This is a genomic window from Glutamicibacter sp. M10 (assembly GCF_025452055.1).
Taxonomy (GTDB): domain Bacteria; phylum Actinomycetota; class Actinomycetes; order Actinomycetales; family Micrococcaceae; genus Glutamicibacter.
In genome coordinates this window covers 3,065,817-3,081,411 of the sequence record NZ_CP104918.1, presented here as the reverse complement: position 1 = coordinate 3,081,411, position 15,595 = coordinate 3,065,817, and the positions used below count along the sequence as shown (strand labels likewise).

Genomic DNA, 15,595 nt, shown 5'->3' with positions numbered 1-15,595 from the left:
CGTGATCCACCGTGCGACGGAAGAATTTCACGAATTACACAGCTGATTTGCCAGACCTCCTGCATAGAAGATTTTTCTTTGAAATTGGGGTTTGAGCAGATCACATCGATACAGGAGAGATGTGGCTAAACCCCGCGTTCACGAGCTCGCTAAAGAGCTCGGAATCACTTCAAAAGAAGCACTAACCAAATTGCAGGATATGGGCGAATTTGTTCGCTCCGCATCCTCGACCGTTGAGCCTCCAGTAGCGCGCAAGTTGCGCGATGCTTTCCCAGGTTCCAACGCTGCTGCAGCCAAGCCGGCTGCAGCTAAGCCAGCAACCTCGGGCGCACCAAAGCCGGGTTCGAAGCCAGCGGCAGCTCCGGCTGCTTCTTCAGCAGCTAAGCCAGGCACCAAGCCTGCCGCTAAGCCTGCAGCAGCGACCCCAGCACCGGCAGCTCCAGCGACGCCGGCAGCCCCAGCAGCACCTACTGCTAAGGCAACCCCGGGCGCACCACTTCCAGGTGCAGCACCAAAGCCAGCGGCCAAGTCGGGCCCAAAGCCAGGTGCTCCACGCCCAGGCAACAACCCATTCTCATCCCAGCAGGGCATGCGTTCGGGTGACTCGGGCGAACGTCGCGGCCAAAACCGCGAAGGTAGCCGCGAAGGCGGCCGTGCACCACGTCCGGGCGCTCCTCGTCCAGGCGGTCCACGCCCAGGCAACAGCCCGTTCTCTTCCCAGCAGGGTATGCGCGGCGAAGGTGGCCAGGGTGGCGCACGTCCAGCACGTGACGGCCAGCGCGGTCCACGTCCAGCCGGTCAGGGGCAGGGTGGCGGTCCACGCCCACCACGCGAAGGTCAGGGCGGTCCACGTCCGGCACGCGAGGGTCAGGGTGGACCACGTCCAGCACGTGACGGCCAGCGTAGCCCACGTCCAGCAGGTGCAGGCGCAGGTGGACCACGTCCAGCCGGTGCCGGTGCAGGTGGACCACGTCCAGCAGGCGCAGGAACCTCCGCAACTCCACGTATGATGCCTAACCGCACTGATCGTCCAGCTCCAGCAGCTGGCGGTCGTCCAGGTGGCGCAGGTCGCGGGCGCCCAGGTGCCGGTGGCGGCGCTGGTGGCGCAGGTGGCGGTACCGGTGGCGGCTTCCGCCCAGGTGCACCGCGTGGTCGCGGTGGTGTTGGCGGTGCTTTCGGTAAGGGAGGCGCCGGTCGCGGTAAGCAGCGCAAGTCCAAGCGCGCAAAGCGCCAGGAATTGGAGCAGATGAGTGTTCCAAGCCTGGGCGGTGTCAACGTACCTCGCGGTACCGGTGAGACCGAGATCCGTATGCGTCGTGGTGCCTCGATCACCGACTTCGCAGACAAGATTGGCGCAAACCCAGCAGCACTGGTGACCGTACTATTCCACCTCGGTGAAATGGCTACCTCCACCCAGTCGCTCGACGAGGCAACCTTCGAGGTCCTCGGCGAAGAGCTGGGCTACAAGGTTTCTGTCGTCTCCCCAGAGGACGAAGACAAGGAACTGCTTGAAGGCTTCGGCCTTGATCTGGAAGCCGAACTTGAGGCTGAAGGCGAAGACGAGCTTGAAGAGCGCGCCCCAGTTATCACCATCATGGGTCACGTTGACCACGGTAAGACCCGACTGCTTGATGCTATCCGTAAGTCCAACGTTATTGAGGGCGAGCACGGCGGCATCACCCAGCACATCGGTGCTTACCAGATCAACCACGAACACGAAGGTCGCACTCGTGCAATGACCTTCATCGATACCCCGGGTCACGAGGCGTTCACCGCCATGCGTGCTCGTGGTGCCGAGGTCACCGACGTGGCCGTGCTGGTTGTTGCAGCGGACGACGGCGTTATGCCACAGACCGTTGAAGCACTGAACCACGCACAGGCTGCTGGTGTGCCAATCATCGTTGCAGTGAACAAGATCGATAAGGAAGGTGCTAACCCTGACAAGGTCATGGGTCAGCTCACCGAATACGGTTTGGTTCCTGAAGAATACGGTGGCGACACCATGTTCGTGAAGGTTTCGGCATTGCAGAAGGAAGGCATCGACGAGCTGCTCGACGCTGTCTTGCTGACTTCCGATGTGCTTGAACTTCAGGCCAACCCAGACAAGTCCGCTCGTGGTGTAGCGATTGAAGCGAACTTGGATAAGGGTCGCGGTTCGGTTGTTACCGTGCTGGTTCAGTCCGGTACCTTGTGCGTTGGCGACACCATGGTTGTGGGTACCGCCCACGGCCGCGTGCGTGCAATGTTCAACGAAAACGGCGAGAACCTGGACGTGGCATTGCCATCGCGCCCGGTTCAGGTCTTGGGTATGTCTTCGGTGCCACGCGCCGGCGACGGCTTCTTGATCACCGACGATGAGCGCACCGCTCGTCAGATCGCTGACAAGCGCGAAACCGCAGAGCGTAACGCAATGCTGGCTAAGCGTCGTAAGCGCATCACCTTGGAAGACTTCGATAAGGCCGTCGCTGATGGCAAGATCGATACCTTGAACCTGATCCTTAAGGGTGACGCTTCGGGTGCTGTTGAAGCACTGGAAGATTCGCTGATGAAGATCGAGGTTGGCGACGACGTTCAGCTGCGCGTAATCCACCGCGGCGTGGGTGCTATCACCCAGAACGACGTCAACCTGGCTACCGTGGACAACGCCATCATCATTGGCTTCAACGTCCGCCCAGCCGAGCGCGTGTCTGAACTGGCTGACAAAGAAGGCGTGGATATGCGCTTCTACTCGGTCATCTACTCCGCTATCGACGACATCGAAGCAGCGCTCAAGGGCATGCTCAAGCCGGAATACGAAGAAGTTGCCCTCGGTACCGCCGAGATCCGCATGGTCTTCCGTTCCTCGAAGTTCGGCAACATTGCCGGTTCGATCATCCGCTCGGGCACCATCAAGCGTAATTCCAAGGCTCGCTTGGTACGCGATGGCAACGTGGTTGGCGACAACCTGTCGATCGAATCGCTACGTCGCGAAAAGGACGATGTCACCGAGGTCCGTGAAGGCTTCGAATGTGGTATCGGCCTGGGGTCGTTCAACGACATCAAGGACGGCGACATCATCGAGACCTTCGAGATGCGCGAAAAGCCACGCGACTAATTGCTCACCAGCAATTAGCAGTGTGACTCACTGATTCGTGGGCGTTTGACCGATAAGATTTGGTCAAGCGCCCACGAGTTTTGAACCATTAGGAGAAAACCATGGCTGATTCAGCCCGCGCCGCACGCTTGGCTAAGCGCGTGCAGGTCCTCATGGCCCAGTCGCTGCGCACCGTCATCAAAGACGAACGCATCGATAATGTCACCGTGACCGACGCCCGCGTTACCAACGACCTGCAGCACGCTACGGTGTACTACACCGTCTTTGGTGATGACGAGATGAAGAAGGGTATCGCCGAAACGCTGGAAAAGCGCGGCGGTGCGCTGCGCAAGGAATTGGGCCGCAACCTGACCATCCGTCTGACCCCAACGCTGGCCTTCGTAGCCGACGAGATCCCTGAAGGTGCCTCGCACCTTGAGGAACTGCTGGCTAAGGCCCGCGAGAAGGACGCTGAAGTTGCAGCCCTTCGCGAAGGCAAAGACTTCGCAGGGGACCAGGACCCATACAAGAAGGACGAAGAGGAAGAGGAAGAAGAAGCTTAAGCTTCCTTGTTCTAGTCCTACTCAGTTTGATGCTCGGATCACTACGCATAATGCGTGGTGGCCCGGGCATCTGACGTTTAAACGCCAGAACCCTAGTGCTCACGTTGCTGATGAGATAGCGTGAGAAACCACTAACGGATTCGAACAAAGGTGCAAGTAGATGCCAGAATTCACCACCACCCTGATTGCCAGCACCGGGAACAATGTAGGGCTGGTCGTGCCCGATGAAATTGTTTACGGATTTGGTCGTGGCAAACGTGTACCGGTGACAGTTCAAATTAATGGCGACTACACCTACCGAACAACTATCGCCTCCATGGGCGGACAGTTTCTTGTTTCTTTTAACTCCGAGACTCGTGCAAATACCGGCAAAGGTGCGGGGGACGAAATTACCGTGAAGCTAGAGCTGGATGAAGAACCACGCACCGTGGAAATCCCTGAACCGCTGGCCGTGCTGCTCTCTGCGGAACCAGAGCTACTTGATGCGTGGAGCCAGCTGTCCTACAGCAAACAACGTGGGCACGTAGACCCGATCGTTCAAGCTAGGGGGAAGATACCCGCACCCGCAGGGTTGAGAAAGTCATCAAGGTGCTGCGTAGCCAGTAGGCTACAGTCAGCGCCTACTGCACGGTGAATTGCAGGCGTTGCCAGCCACTGGCGCCATTGGGCACCGGGTTGGCTTTCTCGCTGGTCTGCAACTGGCCCTGTGCGTCGTAGGCGCGTACAGTTGCCGAATGTGCGCCGGGCGTCGCATCCTTCCACACGAAGCGCCACTGTCGCCACGTATCCAAGGAGGCCTCGGCTGCCAAGTCGGCATCTTCCCATGGTCCGTCATCGATCTGCACTTGCACGCGGGAAATGCCGCGGGTCTGGGCCCAGGCGGTACCGCCCAGCACGACGTCTCCTGCGGGTACCTTGGCGAATGGGCGAGGCGTATCGATCCGGGAAGACATCTTGATAGGACCGCGTTCGGACCAACCGCGAGTCGTCCAATAGGCAGCCTTGTCCTGGAACCGGGTGACTTCCAGATCGACCACCCATTTGGTAGCAGACACGTAGCCGTACAGGCCAGGAACCACCATGCGCACCGGGAACCCGTGCTCGAATGGCAGCGGCTCTCCATTCATGCCGATCGCCAGCAAGGCCATCCGGTCATCTCTCAGGACTTCCAGCGGGGTTGAAGCACTGAAGCCGTCATGCGACGTGGAGAGCACCATATCTGCGCCGGTTTGGGGAATCGCGCGTTCCAGCAGGTGGCGCAGGGGATAGCCCAGCCATTGTGCGTTGCCTACCAGGTCGCCGCCGACCGGATTCGATACGCAGGTCAGCGTCAGATAGGTTTCCACGAGCTCTTGGTCCAGCAGCTCGTCGAAGTTCATGGTGAATTCCTTCTCCACCATGCCGTGAACCCGCAAGGACCACTGTCCCGGGTCGATTTGGGGCACCGAAAGTGCGGTGTCGATACGGTAGAAATTCCGGTTCGGGGTAACGAAGCGTGGCATATCCGCTTCCTCGACCTGAACCCCTGCCGGCAGGGGTTTTGCCTTGGTACGGGGCGCAGGCAAGCGCAAGGCCTTGCGGGCAGCCTCAGCCATGTTCCGCGCAGCGGAGATCGAGCTCGAAGCGCCGGTAGCTATGGCCGAGGCGGCCAGGGCCAGGACCGAACCGAGCAGGAAGGTTCTGCGGCTTGGACCCGGGATGCTGGCGTCCTCGCCCGGAGGCGCGGCCGTGGCTGAAGCCAGCCGGCTGAGCCACTGCAAAACCCCGATGCCGGCAATCGCGCCGAGTACCGTTGGGACAATATCAAGCAGGCTGGTGGACGCACGGGTGACCACTGCGCTGGACATCACCACGGCCAAGGCAACGATGGCGGTGCAGGCAAGGGCGAAGCTTCGCTTGGCCAGCAGGCCGACTACCGCGGACAGGACCGTTGCGACGACGCCAATGGATATGAACAGCGCCAGCTTGTCATTGGTGCCGAAGGTCGCGATGGCAAAGTCCTTGAGCCATGGCGGAGTCAGGTCGATGATGGCCGAGCCCAAGGAGAAAAACGGCGACGAGGCGCTATTAAAAAATGCCGAAGCGAACTGGGCCACGGCGAACATGGCTGCTGCCGAACAGATTCCAGCCACCGCGTGGAATACGAGAACTCTGTCGTTGCGTTTCGTTGAAATGCCCACTGCCACTCACCTCATGCGTTGCGATCCATGTTCCCCTGCCGATCGCAGGGGAACAACCACTCACCATGTATTCGGAACATCCTGCGATGCGGATTGGAATCGGCTACGAGATTTTTTGCGGCTTCACAGCGACTGGACCATGATGGGATCTGTTGTCGGGGCAGGGGATCCAGCAGCTGGCTCCACAGTGATCCCGAAATGCGTGATGTCCTTCATCGGATCTGAAACCATGATCATGCCATCGGCATCGGGGCCGGCGAGCATGCCCGCAGAAACTGCCCCATCGGCCGAAATCAGCCATAGCTCATAGCCCTTGTCGCTGGACAGAGCCGGCATGCCGGAGGTGGAAACAGCCATCAAGCCCTCATCGGCCGAATAGGAAAGCGTGACACGGGCTCCGTCCTCCAAGGTCTGCGTTTTTGACTTCGCATCAGGGGCGCCCAGAATCCGCGCGAGCTCTTCTTCATGCGAGGCCATGGCGGCCATCTTGTTCTCCAACTCGCGCTGCTCGGAAGTCTGGTTGATCGCCAATCCTCCCAAGGCGACTGCTGCCAGCAGCAGCACACCGGCGGCCAGGGCAAAGAAGCGCTGCGTGCCGCGTCCTGTTCCTGTCTGCTGGACCGGAGGTTCTGCAGCGGAACCAGGTTCCCCCGGAGCCTCGGTGGCTGGGACGGCTGCGGGGGAGCTGCCCAGGGTGGGTGCCTGGTCCGCAACGGGAGGGAGCTGCTCGGTGGTGCGGATGGCGGACATGATGTTGGCCTTCAACCGTGGCGGAGGCGCGACCGGCTGTGCCGCCAAGCCAAGCAGTCCGGCAGTTTCCTGCAGTGCGTCGAGTTCCTGGCGAGCCTGGGCGGAATTCGGAGACTGGTTGAGCAGCTCCTCGCGCTCTTTGTCTCCCAGGGCGTCCCGGGCGAAGCTGTCGGTTCGCTCGTTCTCATGCTTGTCCATTACGCCACTCCCATCAGGTCTCGAAGTTTGCTCATTCCATCGCGTATTCGCGTTTTGGCGGTTCCCACCGGTATTTTCAGCATCTCGGCGACTTCCAGGTGGGTGTATCCGCCAAAGTAGGCCAGGTGTATGGCCTCTCGCTGTGGCGCGCTGAGCCGTTGCAGTGCCTGGGAAACGCGCACGGTTTCATCGTGCAAGATGGCGTTCTCTTCCACATCATCGTAGCTGTCTTGGAAGTCCTTGATTCCAACGCGCAAATCCCGCGCTTGGCTTGCTTGGCTCGAACGCACACGGTCCACGGCTCGGCGATGGGCAATGGTCAGCAGCCAGGAAGCTGCGGTGCCGCGTGCCGGATCAAAGCGCCGGGCCTGCTGCCAGGCTTCGACGAAAACTTCTTGGGTGACTTCTTCACTCTGCGCCCTGTCGCGAAGCACCCGCAGCACGAGTCCGAAGACTCGGGAAGCCATGGCATCGTAGAGCGATTCGAAGGCAGCTTCTTGTCCCAGCGCGACCTGTTGCATCAGGGCGTCCGGCGTTTGAACGGAATCGTCTTCCATGGAGTCGAGTCTATTTGAACTCATGAATCCTAGAGTCTCACGCATCTGTGTCTGTTTCGCTGTCTGCTGTTCCGTGGCGCTTTGCGAAAGTTGCCGATGGGGAGCACGGCCCGTTGCACCAGCGAAGGTGATGCCTGGATTTGGACTCCATGCATCACCTTCAGGCCATCGGCCTTGCAATTGCGCCGTTGCTACTTTTTGGCTGGTGGCATCAGGACGGTGTCCACCAGGTACACGGTCGCGTTGGCGGTCTGCACGCCACCGCAGATGACCGAAGCGCCATTGACCTCGAGGTCGTCGCCGCTGCCGGTGACTTCTACATCCTCGCCCTGGACGGTTGCATGGGTTCCGGGCAGATCATCTGGTGCGATCTGGCCGGGGATCACATGGTAGGTCAGGATGCTGCTCAGGGTGTCCGCGTCCTTGGCCACAGCGGCCAGGTCATCCTTCGGGATTGCGGCGAATGCGTCATCAACCGGAGCGAAGACGGTGAATTCGTCGCCATTGAGGGTGTCGACCAGGTCAACGTCCGGGTTCAGCTTTCCGGAAACTGCGGAAGTCAGCGTGGTGAGCAGCGGGTTGTTGGAAGCTGCAACGGCCACTGGATCCTTGGCCATGCCTGCTACCGAACCGTCACCGGTTGGCACTGCTTCGGCATAGGCTGCGCAGCCGCTGCCCACCAGATTGCTTGCCGGATCCATTGCAGATTCGCTGGCCATGGACGAGCTGCTCTCCGTGGCGGAGGCGGTGGGTGATTCCATGGTTTCCGAACCGGTCGAGCAGGCGCTCAGTCCCATGGCGGCGACTGCGATGAGCCCGAATGCTCCAGCGACTTTGCTGTATGTGCGCTTCATGATTTTCTCCTTGCTTCGCCGCGACTGATGTCGTCGGTCCTTTTCCTGTCCGTGCGGATCAGGTGGTCAATGAGCATTCGGGGCAGGATGCCCAACGGATTGGAATCTCTTGAAAAAATTTATTTTGCGGCCAATTCGCAGAGCCTGGAAGGACTTATCTGCAATCCGTGGCAGGAACAATCTGGGATGCGACGTGGCATCGGCCACGGTTGAACGGCAAGACGGGTGAATTTTCTGCCTAAGCCATATACTGGAAGGCGTGAGTAAAGCCGGGCAGAACACGCAAGAGCAGGCCTCGGGCCTGGTACTAGTCGACAAAGATCAAGGATTGACCTCCCACGACGTGGTTGGTCGTATCCGTAGACTCGCAGGCACCCGCAAGGTGGGCCATGCTGGCACCTTAGACCCGATGGCCACAGGTGTGCTTGTTGTCGGTGTTAACAAGGCGACCCGCTTACTCACCTACATCGTTGGTCACGATAAGACCTACACCGCCACCATCCGTCTGGGACAAAACACTGTCACCGACGATGCTGAAGGCGAAATTATCTCTCAGCGTATTGCTGCTGCGGTCACCGATGAAGATATCGAACGTGAAGTAGCAAAGCTCCGCGGTGATATTGAGCAGATACCAAGCCAAGTTTCAGCCATCAAGGTTGATGGTAAGCGCTCCTATGCACGTGTGCGAGCCGGCGAGCAGGTAGAACTCAAGGCGCGTCCGGTGACTATTTCACGCTTCGAGATTCACGAAATCCGTCGAGAAAACGGCGGCAAGATCCTTGACGTGGACGTCACCGTTTCTTGCACCTCCGGAACCTACATCCGTGCACTGGCACGCGATCTGGGCGAAGCACTCGATGTTGGTGGACACCTGACGGAGTTGCGCCGTACCGAGGTTGGCCCGTACAAGATTGATCTGACTAGCACTCTGGAACAGCTGGCTAATGAATTCACCATGCTGCCCCTTGAGAAGGCTGCCGCTGCGTTGTTCCCTAACCGTACGGTGAGCGTGGATGAAGCGATGGAGCTGTCCTTCGGGCGCACCATTGCCGCATCCCACCTGAGCATGGACATTGAGCCTGGCCAGACCGTCGCAGCCTTTGCACCCAATGGGGTGCTGGTGGCATTGCTGGAGGACAAGGGCGAAAAAGCTCGTACGGCCCTAGTCTTCACCGCTAAGTAAAGGTTGAACCGTTGTTTGCCTTGAACGGATTTTTCATCGCCGGAGTCATCGTTTGTGCACTGGCATTGCTTGTTGCTGTGGTGGCGACCATCATTCGCAAGCACCCGGATGACTGGGCTCTTATCGGCGCAGCTGCAACTGAAGTCTTCTTGATTGTTTACGGCGTTGCTGCCGCGATCAGGCAGGCCGGCGGAAACGCTGTACAGGGCGACCCGCTGGAATTCTGGGGATATCTGATCACCGCGCTGATCATGCCACCATTGGCATTCTTCTGGGCTGTCAGTGAAAAGAGTCGCTGGTCAAATGCGGTGTTGGGTGCCTCGGCAGCCGTCACCTTCATCATGCTGTTCCGTATGGAACAAATCTGGCACTAGGAGTAAACAACATGAGTCAGAATCCTCGTAACTCACGGATCATGCAGGCTGCACAATCTCGCAATGCCGCTAAAGGTCCAAAGCCAAGCCGCTCCACTGGCCTAGGCCGAGTGATTATTGCGGTCTATGGCATCTTGGCTCTGGCGGCAACCGTTCGTGGTGCGTACCAAATCGTGAGCAAGTTTGATGAAGCGCCGGTGGCCTACACGCTGTCATTGCTTTCCGGCCTGATCTACATTGTCGCCACGTTCTCACTGTCATCTTCTAAGTCGCGCGCATGGCTTGTCTCGCTGTGGGCAGTGAGCGTTGAACTTGTTGGTGTGATCGTTGTGGGCATTTTGTCATTAACTCATCCTGAAATTTTCGCCCACCCATCGGTGTGGAGTGGTTTCGGTGAAGGCTACGGTTACATTCCGCTGGTACTGCCAATTGTTGGCTTGTGGTGGCTTTACCGTAACCGCAGTGAGCGTCTGGCCTAAAGACGTGTAAGAATTGCCTCGGTGGGTTCTCTACTCACCACAAGAATTTCTAAAGGAGCAAAGTGCACTATTGGAAGGGCTTGGACGCCGTCCCCACGGATGTGGCTCCCACTGTCGTGACCATTGGCAACTTTGATGGTGTTCATTTGGGGCACTGCGAAGTGCTCGACGCAGCAGTCACTCAAGCCAAGGCGCGCTCTGCTCAATCGGTGGCCATCACCTTTGACCCGCACCCAGCACTGGTGCATCGCCCCGAGGCTGCTCCACAGCTGATCATGGGAATCGCTGATCGGATCGATACCTTGGCCAGCGTTGGCTTGGATGCCACGCTGATGATCCATTACACCCTTGAATTTGCTGACCAAAGCGCTGAAGATTTTGTCCGCTCACTGATCGTTGAAAAGCTTCACGCTGTCGCGGTCGTGGTTGGTCATGATGTCCGCTTTGGCCGTAACAACTCCGGCGATTTCAGCTACATGCAAGAGCTGGGCAAGAAGTACAACTTCGATGTCATCGGCGTGCAAGACGTAGGGGATAAGCGTCGTTTGTCTTCGACCTGGGTTCGCGAAGAACTAGCTGCAGGCAACGTTGAAGCAGCAGCCCAGATCCTCGGCCGGCCCCACCGGATGCGCGGTGAAGTGGTCCACGGGCATGCCCGCGGACGCGAGCTGGGTTTTCCAACGGCAAACCTTGATCCTGAAGCCACCGGCATCATTCCTGCCGATGGTGTGTACGCCGGTTGGGTTATCGACGAGGCCGAGGTCCGTTGGCCAGCCGCCATTTCGGTGGGTTCCAACCCAACATTTGATGGTGTCTCCCGGGTGGTAGAAGCCCACGTGATCGACCGCCCAGATGAAGGTGTTGAAGACTTTGACCTTTATGGTCAGCAGATTGTTGTTGAGTTTATCTCACACCTGCGCCCTATGGTCGCCTACCGCGGTATCGAAGCTTTGATTGAGCAGATGACCCAGGACGTGGATCAAGCTCGCGCAGTGCTGGCCGTTGAACCGCGCTAAGTCTCATGTCTGAAATTCCATCTCTGCCACAACGTGCTTTTGTGGTCAGTGCCAAGCGTCGTGACGAATTAGCGTCAGCATTCCAGTCCGGTGCTGAGAGTTACGACAAGATCCGTCCGTCCTATCCACAGCTGGCCTTGGACTTCACCCTGCAGGACCAGCCAAAAGTGGCAGTTGATATTGGTTGTGGATCGGGGATCTTTACCGAACAACTGGTAGCACAGGGGTTGGACGTCACCGCTGTTGATCCGTCCCAAGACATGCTCTCGGTCTTGGCGAAGCGACTTCCACAGGTGGCCACGGTGTGCGCCTCGGGCGAAGCTACCAGCTTGGACGAGGACAGCGTTGATCTGGTGACCTACGCGCAAGCATGGCACTGGGTGGATCATCCCAAAGCCAGTGCTGAGGCTGCCCGTCTGCTGCATGATCACGGTTGGCTCACTTTATTGTGGAATCAACTCGACGTCTCTGTTCCGTGGGTGCACCGGCTAGCCCGCATTATGCATGCTGGAGATGTACACCGTCCCGAGCTTGAACCGCCTTTGGGTCGTGAATTCAGCAAACCTGAACACGGTATTTGGCACTGGTCGATGTCGCTGGATTTTGAAGAGATCGTTGAGCTGACTAAGTCGCGCAGCTACTACCGCAAATCTTCGCCGACAACCCAAGCCAAGGTTGAATCAAACCTACGGTGGTATTGGAACGAGCATCTGGGTCATGAACTGGGCGACAAGGTACAGGTGCCGTATCTCACCCATGCCTGGAGGTCCCGCCGGCGTGCCCGTCGGTGATATGATTGACGATGGTTCTCGCTGCAGTCCGCGGTTGCGAGTTTCCACCGTAGACGCTTCGGCGTTTGCACTGACTTATGAACGCGGTCCAACTCTAGGAGTTTGTTATGGCATTGGATGCCACTATCAAGAACGAAATCATCAAGGCTTACGCTACCCACGAGGGTGACACCGGTTCGCCTGAGGTTCAGATTGCCGTCATGTCCCGCCGTATCTTGGACCTGACCGAGCACCTGAAGATGCACAAGCATGATCACCACACCCGCCGTGGCCTTATGGCTCTGGTTGGTCGTCGTCGTCGTATGCTCGGCTACCTGAAGAACACCAACATCGAGCGTTACCGTACGCTGATCGAGCGCTTGGGCCTACGTAAGTAGTCTTTCGCACTGGTGCGAAGATCCCCGCCTTTCTTTTGGAAGGCGGGGATTTTTTTATGCCCGGATAACACCTGTGCGACATGTTCACTGCACGAATGAACTGGAGATCATCATAAAAATCGACAAGCTGATTTTCTGCTGCCGCACACATACTGAACATGTCTTTCTATGACTGATACGTAGAGTCGCCCGCGCCGATACCTGCTAAAAACACGAGACTCTGTGCGACTTGTTAAACCAAATTAACGCCGTGCTGAAGGCACTATGACCCGATGTTTCCTCAGGCTACAACAGGTGCAGACATCAAGGACTTTTCCGGACATCTGATAGCGACTTTGACTTCGCGTTTCACTGAATTTCACCAGGTTTCAGAGCCCCTTTCTGACCCTTTCCAAAGGTGCTTGTATGGCTAGCAACAGCCCGCACCGGCAAAGGAAATGGAATACCAAAGATGTTCAAGACCCCGCTTACTCGACGGCAGCGCCAAGGCGCGGCAACGCTATTGCTGGCACCAGCACTTTTGCTGGCGTCATGCACAGCCTCCGCACACGGCACTGATCTGAAGAATGCAGACGGCACCGTCAATGTCCGCTACGAAGGCGCAGCCAACACCGTAACGCTCATTGAGCTGGCTGCCGGCCTCGGATATCTTGACGGCATTAAGCTGGAATGGGTCGGCAATAACTCCAGCGGTCCGCTGTCCATTCAAAACACGGCGACCGGCGAGACCGACATCGGTGGCGCATTTGCCGGCGCAGTTGTAAAGCTACAAGAAGCTGGCTCCCCGGTGACCGCGGTCGCCTCATACTACGGCTCCAATGACGATTACTTTGTTGGTTTTTATGCCGCGAAAGACAGCGGCATTAAAGAAGCCCGGGATCTGATTGGAAAGACTGTCGCGGTCAACACCCTCGGAGCTCACTCCGAAGCCGTGATCCACACCTATCTGAAAGCACAAGGATTAAGCCCGGACGAGATTGACCAAGTTCAGCTAGTCGTTCTGCCGCCGACAGATACCGAGCAAGCGGTTCGCACCCATCAGGTAGACGTCGGGGCACTCTCTGGTGCAGCCCAGGTCCATGCCGTGAAACAAGGGGATCTGCGGGAAGTCTTCCGGGACACTGAAGTTTTTGACAACTTCAATGGTGGTGAATACGTATTGCGTGACGATTTCATCGCTGAATATCCCGAAGCGGCACATGCTCTGGCAACGGGTACCGCCAAAGCGGCGAACTGGGCGTCATCGCATTCACGTGAAGAAGTGCTCAGAAAATTGACGGACATCATCGAGTCCAGAGATCGTGGCGAAGATGTTGAAGCTCTGCAGTATTTCAACGGTTATGGCGTAGGCAAGAATGCGCCGATCTCAGATGAAGACTTCAGCCGATGGTCCGAATGGTTGAAGAGCACCGGAATCGTTGACGGTGAAATAACACCCAGCGAGTACTACACCAACGAATTTAACGATCTCGCGAGCGAAGGGTAATGACCGATCATGTCGAGAATTGAAATCAAAAATCTGAGCAAGAAGTTCCAACGTACTGGCGCTAGCGACCAAAGCGCAGTCACGGCCATCGATTCACTTGATCTGTGGATTGAGGACGGCGAATTCTTCACCTTGGTGGGACCGAGCGGATGCGGTAAGTCCACCTTGTTGGACATCCTTGCTGGGTTGAGCACACCGAGCCAAGGCGAAGTTCTCGTTGACGGGCAGCCTATTTCTGGGCCTAGCCTGGAACGCTCAGTTGTCTTTCAACAATATGCGCTGTTCCCGTGGCTCACCGCAGCAGCCAATGTTCAGGTCGGCTTGGAAAGCCAAGCGCGACATGGTCAGGGCCTGAACAAGGCCGAACGCCGGATACGAGCGCACGAATACCTACGCTTGGTTGGCCTAGAAGGCGTGGAAGATAAGTACCCGCACGAACTTTCCGGAGGAATGAGACAGCGTGTAGCGATTGCGCGAGCTCTTGCCCACGAACCAAAGGTCTTGCTCATGGACGAGCCATTCGCAGCGCTGGATGCGCAAACTCGCGAACAGCTTCAAGACCTGTTGCTGGACATCTGGAAACGCACCAAGACCACCATCGTTTTTATTACCCACGGTATTGAAGAAGCGGTCTACCTAGGGCAGAAAGTGGCGGTCATGTCCGCCAGACCAGGGAAGATCAAGGAAATTGTGAACATTGATCTTCAAGATCGCCAGTCGGTAGATGACATCCGCTCAACCCAGCAGTTCGGTGAGTACCGTCATCACATCTGGTCACTGTTACATAGCCACAGTCGCCAAGACGTAGCCGCGTCGGTCGAAAAAACCTTGATATCTTCAGGAGCCACAGCATGAGCACACTAGCATTGCCAGATCAGCAGATCAGAGTTGAAACTTCGTCCGCGCAACGAACAGCACCAACGGGACGAGCTGGGGCAACGATAAGGAAAACGCTCTACCGTTCCGGAGCAATCATCGGGTTCTTACTGGTGTGGGAACTGATTCCACAATTTCTCCTTGAACCGGCTTCCAAGGTCTTCCTTCCACCATTGCACGAGGTACTTCAGCAATTATGGAAAATGATCGTGAGCGGAGATCTGCTGACACATATTTCCGCCAGCTTAGGACGCTCAGCCATCGGTTTCCTTCTTGCCCTGGTGATCGGTGTACCGGTGGGGCTAGTGGTGGCATGGTTCTCGCGAATCGGAGATTTTCTGAATCCGCTTCTGGAAGTATTCCGAAACACTGCGGCCCTGGCACTGTTACCGGTATTCACTCTCACTCTTGGCATTGGCGAACTCTCCAAGGTCACCATCGTGCTCTACGCAGCGTTCTTCCCGGTTCTGCTCAACACCATTCTGGGCGCACGCAGCGTAGATCCACTGCTGATTCGTGCAGGCAAAACGCTGGGACTAAACAACTTTGAGATTTTTTCAAAGGTCGTCCTACCGGCCTCTGTGCCGATTATCTTTACCGGCATTCGCATGGCAGGAACTTCTGCAGTGCTGGTTCTAATTGCTGCTGAAATGATCGGTGCAAAAGCTGGTCTTGGATATCTGATCACCAACTCGCAGGCCAGCTTCCTCATTCCAAAAATGTATGCAGCGATCTTGACCGTCGCCGTTCTCGGCTTTGTTGTTAATGCAGCCCTTGTGGCATTGGAGCGACACTTTTCGCGCTGGGCTCGCGCCTAACTCTCAACTCTCACGGATAA

Annotated in this window: 16 protein-coding genes; 12 read left to right on the top strand and 4 right to left on the bottom strand. The window is 57.4% G+C overall.

What is annotated here, in order from left to right; all coding sequences use genetic code 11:
* The first annotated feature begins 121 nt into the window (after window positions 1-121).
* From infB to N6V40_RS14945, 3 genes are all read left to right on the top strand, one after another.
* On the top strand, window positions 122-3,094 hold the full coding sequence (gene infB / locus N6V40_RS14955; RefSeq protein ID WP_262198127.1) for a translation initiation factor IF-2: 2,973 nt from the start codon (window positions 122-124) through the stop codon (window positions 3,092-3,094).
* Window positions 3,095-3,195: 101 nt separating this feature from the next.
* Window positions 3,196-3,636, top strand: a complete 441-nt coding sequence (gene rbfA / locus N6V40_RS14950; protein WP_262198126.1) for a 30S ribosome-binding factor RbfA — start codon at window positions 3,196-3,198, stop codon at window positions 3,634-3,636.
* A 160-nt stretch (window positions 3,637-3,796) separates the two neighbouring features.
* Window positions 3,797-4,270 carry a DUF1905 domain-containing protein gene (locus N6V40_RS14945; protein ID WP_262198125.1) on the top strand — a complete coding sequence of 158 codons (474 nt, stop codon included), beginning with the start codon at window positions 3,797-3,799 and terminating at the stop codon, window positions 4,268-4,270.
* On the opposite strand, the gene N6V40_RS14940 is transcribed toward N6V40_RS14945, so the two are convergent.
* From N6V40_RS14940 to N6V40_RS14925, 4 genes are all read right to left on the bottom strand, one after another.
* Window positions 4,257-5,741, bottom strand: coding sequence for a molybdopterin-dependent oxidoreductase (locus tag N6V40_RS14940; protein ID WP_262199756.1), 1,485 nt, complete (start codon window positions 5,739-5,741; stop codon window positions 4,257-4,259). The genes N6V40_RS14945 and N6V40_RS14940 overlap by 14 nt on opposite strands.
* A gap of 198 nt (window positions 5,742-5,939) precedes the next feature.
* On the bottom strand, window positions 5,940-6,764 hold the full coding sequence (locus N6V40_RS14935) for an anti-sigma factor (RefSeq protein ID WP_131089988.1): 825 nt from the start codon (window positions 6,762-6,764) through the stop codon (window positions 5,940-5,942).
* Window positions 6,764-7,345 (bottom strand): ECF RNA polymerase sigma factor SigK, encoded by a 582-nt coding sequence (gene sigK, locus N6V40_RS14930; protein WP_035762269.1) that lies wholly within the window; start codon window positions 7,343-7,345, stop codon window positions 6,764-6,766. The genes N6V40_RS14935 and sigK overlap by 1 nt, the downstream gene beginning before the upstream one ends.
* A gap of 167 nt (window positions 7,346-7,512) precedes the next feature.
* On the bottom strand, window positions 7,513-8,175 hold the full coding sequence (locus N6V40_RS14925; protein ID WP_131089987.1) for a fasciclin domain-containing protein: 663 nt from the start codon (window positions 8,173-8,175) through the stop codon (window positions 7,513-7,515).
* Between the two features lie 259 nt (window positions 8,176-8,434).
* On the opposite strand from N6V40_RS14925, the gene truB reads away from it, so the two are divergent.
* The 9 genes from truB to N6V40_RS14880 all read left to right on the top strand — a co-directional run bounded on the left by truB (window position 8,435) and on the right by N6V40_RS14880 (window position 15,575).
* Window positions 8,435-9,358 (top strand): tRNA pseudouridine(55) synthase TruB, encoded by a 924-nt coding sequence (truB, locus tag N6V40_RS14920; protein ID WP_131089986.1) that lies wholly within the window; start codon window positions 8,435-8,437, stop codon window positions 9,356-9,358.
* 11 nt (window positions 9,359-9,369) lie between these two features.
* Window positions 9,370-9,732 (top strand): hypothetical protein, encoded by a 363-nt coding sequence (locus tag N6V40_RS14915; protein ID WP_131089985.1) that lies wholly within the window; start codon window positions 9,370-9,372, stop codon window positions 9,730-9,732.
* A gap of 11 nt (window positions 9,733-9,743) precedes the next feature.
* Window positions 9,744-10,211, top strand: coding sequence for a hypothetical protein (locus tag N6V40_RS14910; RefSeq protein WP_262198123.1), 468 nt, complete (start codon window positions 9,744-9,746; stop codon window positions 10,209-10,211).
* A gap of 62 nt (window positions 10,212-10,273) precedes the next feature.
* Window positions 10,274-11,227, top strand: coding sequence for a bifunctional riboflavin kinase/FAD synthetase (locus tag N6V40_RS14905; protein ID WP_131089984.1), 954 nt, complete (start codon window positions 10,274-10,276; stop codon window positions 11,225-11,227).
* A gap of 5 nt (window positions 11,228-11,232) precedes the next feature.
* A complete protein-coding gene (locus N6V40_RS14900; protein ID WP_131089983.1) occupies window positions 11,233-12,018 on the top strand; it encodes a class I SAM-dependent methyltransferase in 786 nt (261 codons plus the stop codon).
* Window positions 12,019-12,125: 107 nt separating this feature from the next.
* Window positions 12,126-12,395, top strand: coding sequence for a 30S ribosomal protein S15 (rpsO, locus tag N6V40_RS14895; RefSeq protein ID WP_131089982.1), 270 nt, complete (start codon window positions 12,126-12,128; stop codon window positions 12,393-12,395).
* Window positions 12,396-12,846: 451 nt separating this feature from the next.
* A complete protein-coding gene (locus N6V40_RS14890) occupies window positions 12,847-13,881 on the top strand; it encodes an ABC transporter substrate-binding protein (RefSeq protein WP_262198120.1) in 1,035 nt (344 codons plus the stop codon).
* A 6-nt stretch (window positions 13,882-13,887) separates the two neighbouring features.
* Window positions 13,888-14,736: an ABC transporter ATP-binding protein gene (locus tag N6V40_RS14885; RefSeq protein ID WP_207306528.1), complete on the top strand. Its 849-nt coding sequence runs from the start codon at window positions 13,888-13,890 to the stop codon at window positions 14,734-14,736.
* Window positions 14,733-15,575, top strand: a complete 843-nt coding sequence (locus N6V40_RS14880; RefSeq protein ID WP_262198118.1) for an ABC transporter permease — start codon at window positions 14,733-14,735, stop codon at window positions 15,573-15,575. The genes N6V40_RS14885 and N6V40_RS14880 overlap by 4 nt, the downstream gene beginning before the upstream one ends.
* Window positions 15,576-15,595 lie beyond the last annotated feature (20 nt).

Bases quoted from the DNA above. Each gene is read 5' to 3' on its own strand.
- rbfA (WP_262198126.1), top strand. From the start codon at position 3,196: ATGGCTGATTCAGCCCGCGCCGCACGCTTGGCTAAGCGCGTGCAGGTC.
- N6V40_RS14945 (WP_262198125.1), top strand. From the start codon at position 3,797: ATGCCAGAATTCACCACCACCCTGATTGCCAGCACCGGGAACAATGTA.
- N6V40_RS14940 (WP_262199756.1), bottom strand. From the start codon at position 5,741: ATGTTCGCCGTGGCCCAGTTCGCTTCGGCATTTTTTAATAGCGCCTCG.
- N6V40_RS14935 (WP_131089988.1), bottom strand. From the start codon at position 6,764: ATGGACAAGCATGAGAACGAGCGAACCGACAGCTTCGCCCGGGACGCC.
- sigK (WP_035762269.1), bottom strand. From the start codon at position 7,345: ATGAGTTCAAATAGACTCGACTCCATGGAAGACGATTCCGTTCAAACG.
- N6V40_RS14925 (WP_131089987.1), bottom strand. From the start codon at position 8,175: ATGAAGCGCACATACAGCAAAGTCGCTGGAGCATTCGGGCTCATCGCA.
- N6V40_RS14910 (WP_262198123.1), top strand. From the start codon at position 9,744: ATGAGTCAGAATCCTCGTAACTCACGGATCATGCAGGCTGCACAATCT.
- N6V40_RS14900 (WP_131089983.1), top strand. From the start codon at position 11,233: ATGTCTGAAATTCCATCTCTGCCACAACGTGCTTTTGTGGTCAGTGCC.
- rpsO (WP_131089982.1), top strand. From the start codon at position 12,126: ATGGCATTGGATGCCACTATCAAGAACGAAATCATCAAGGCTTACGCT.
- N6V40_RS14890 (WP_262198120.1), top strand. From the start codon at position 12,847: ATGTTCAAGACCCCGCTTACTCGACGGCAGCGCCAAGGCGCGGCAACG.
- N6V40_RS14880 (WP_262198118.1), top strand. From the start codon at position 14,733: ATGAGCACACTAGCATTGCCAGATCAGCAGATCAGAGTTGAAACTTCG.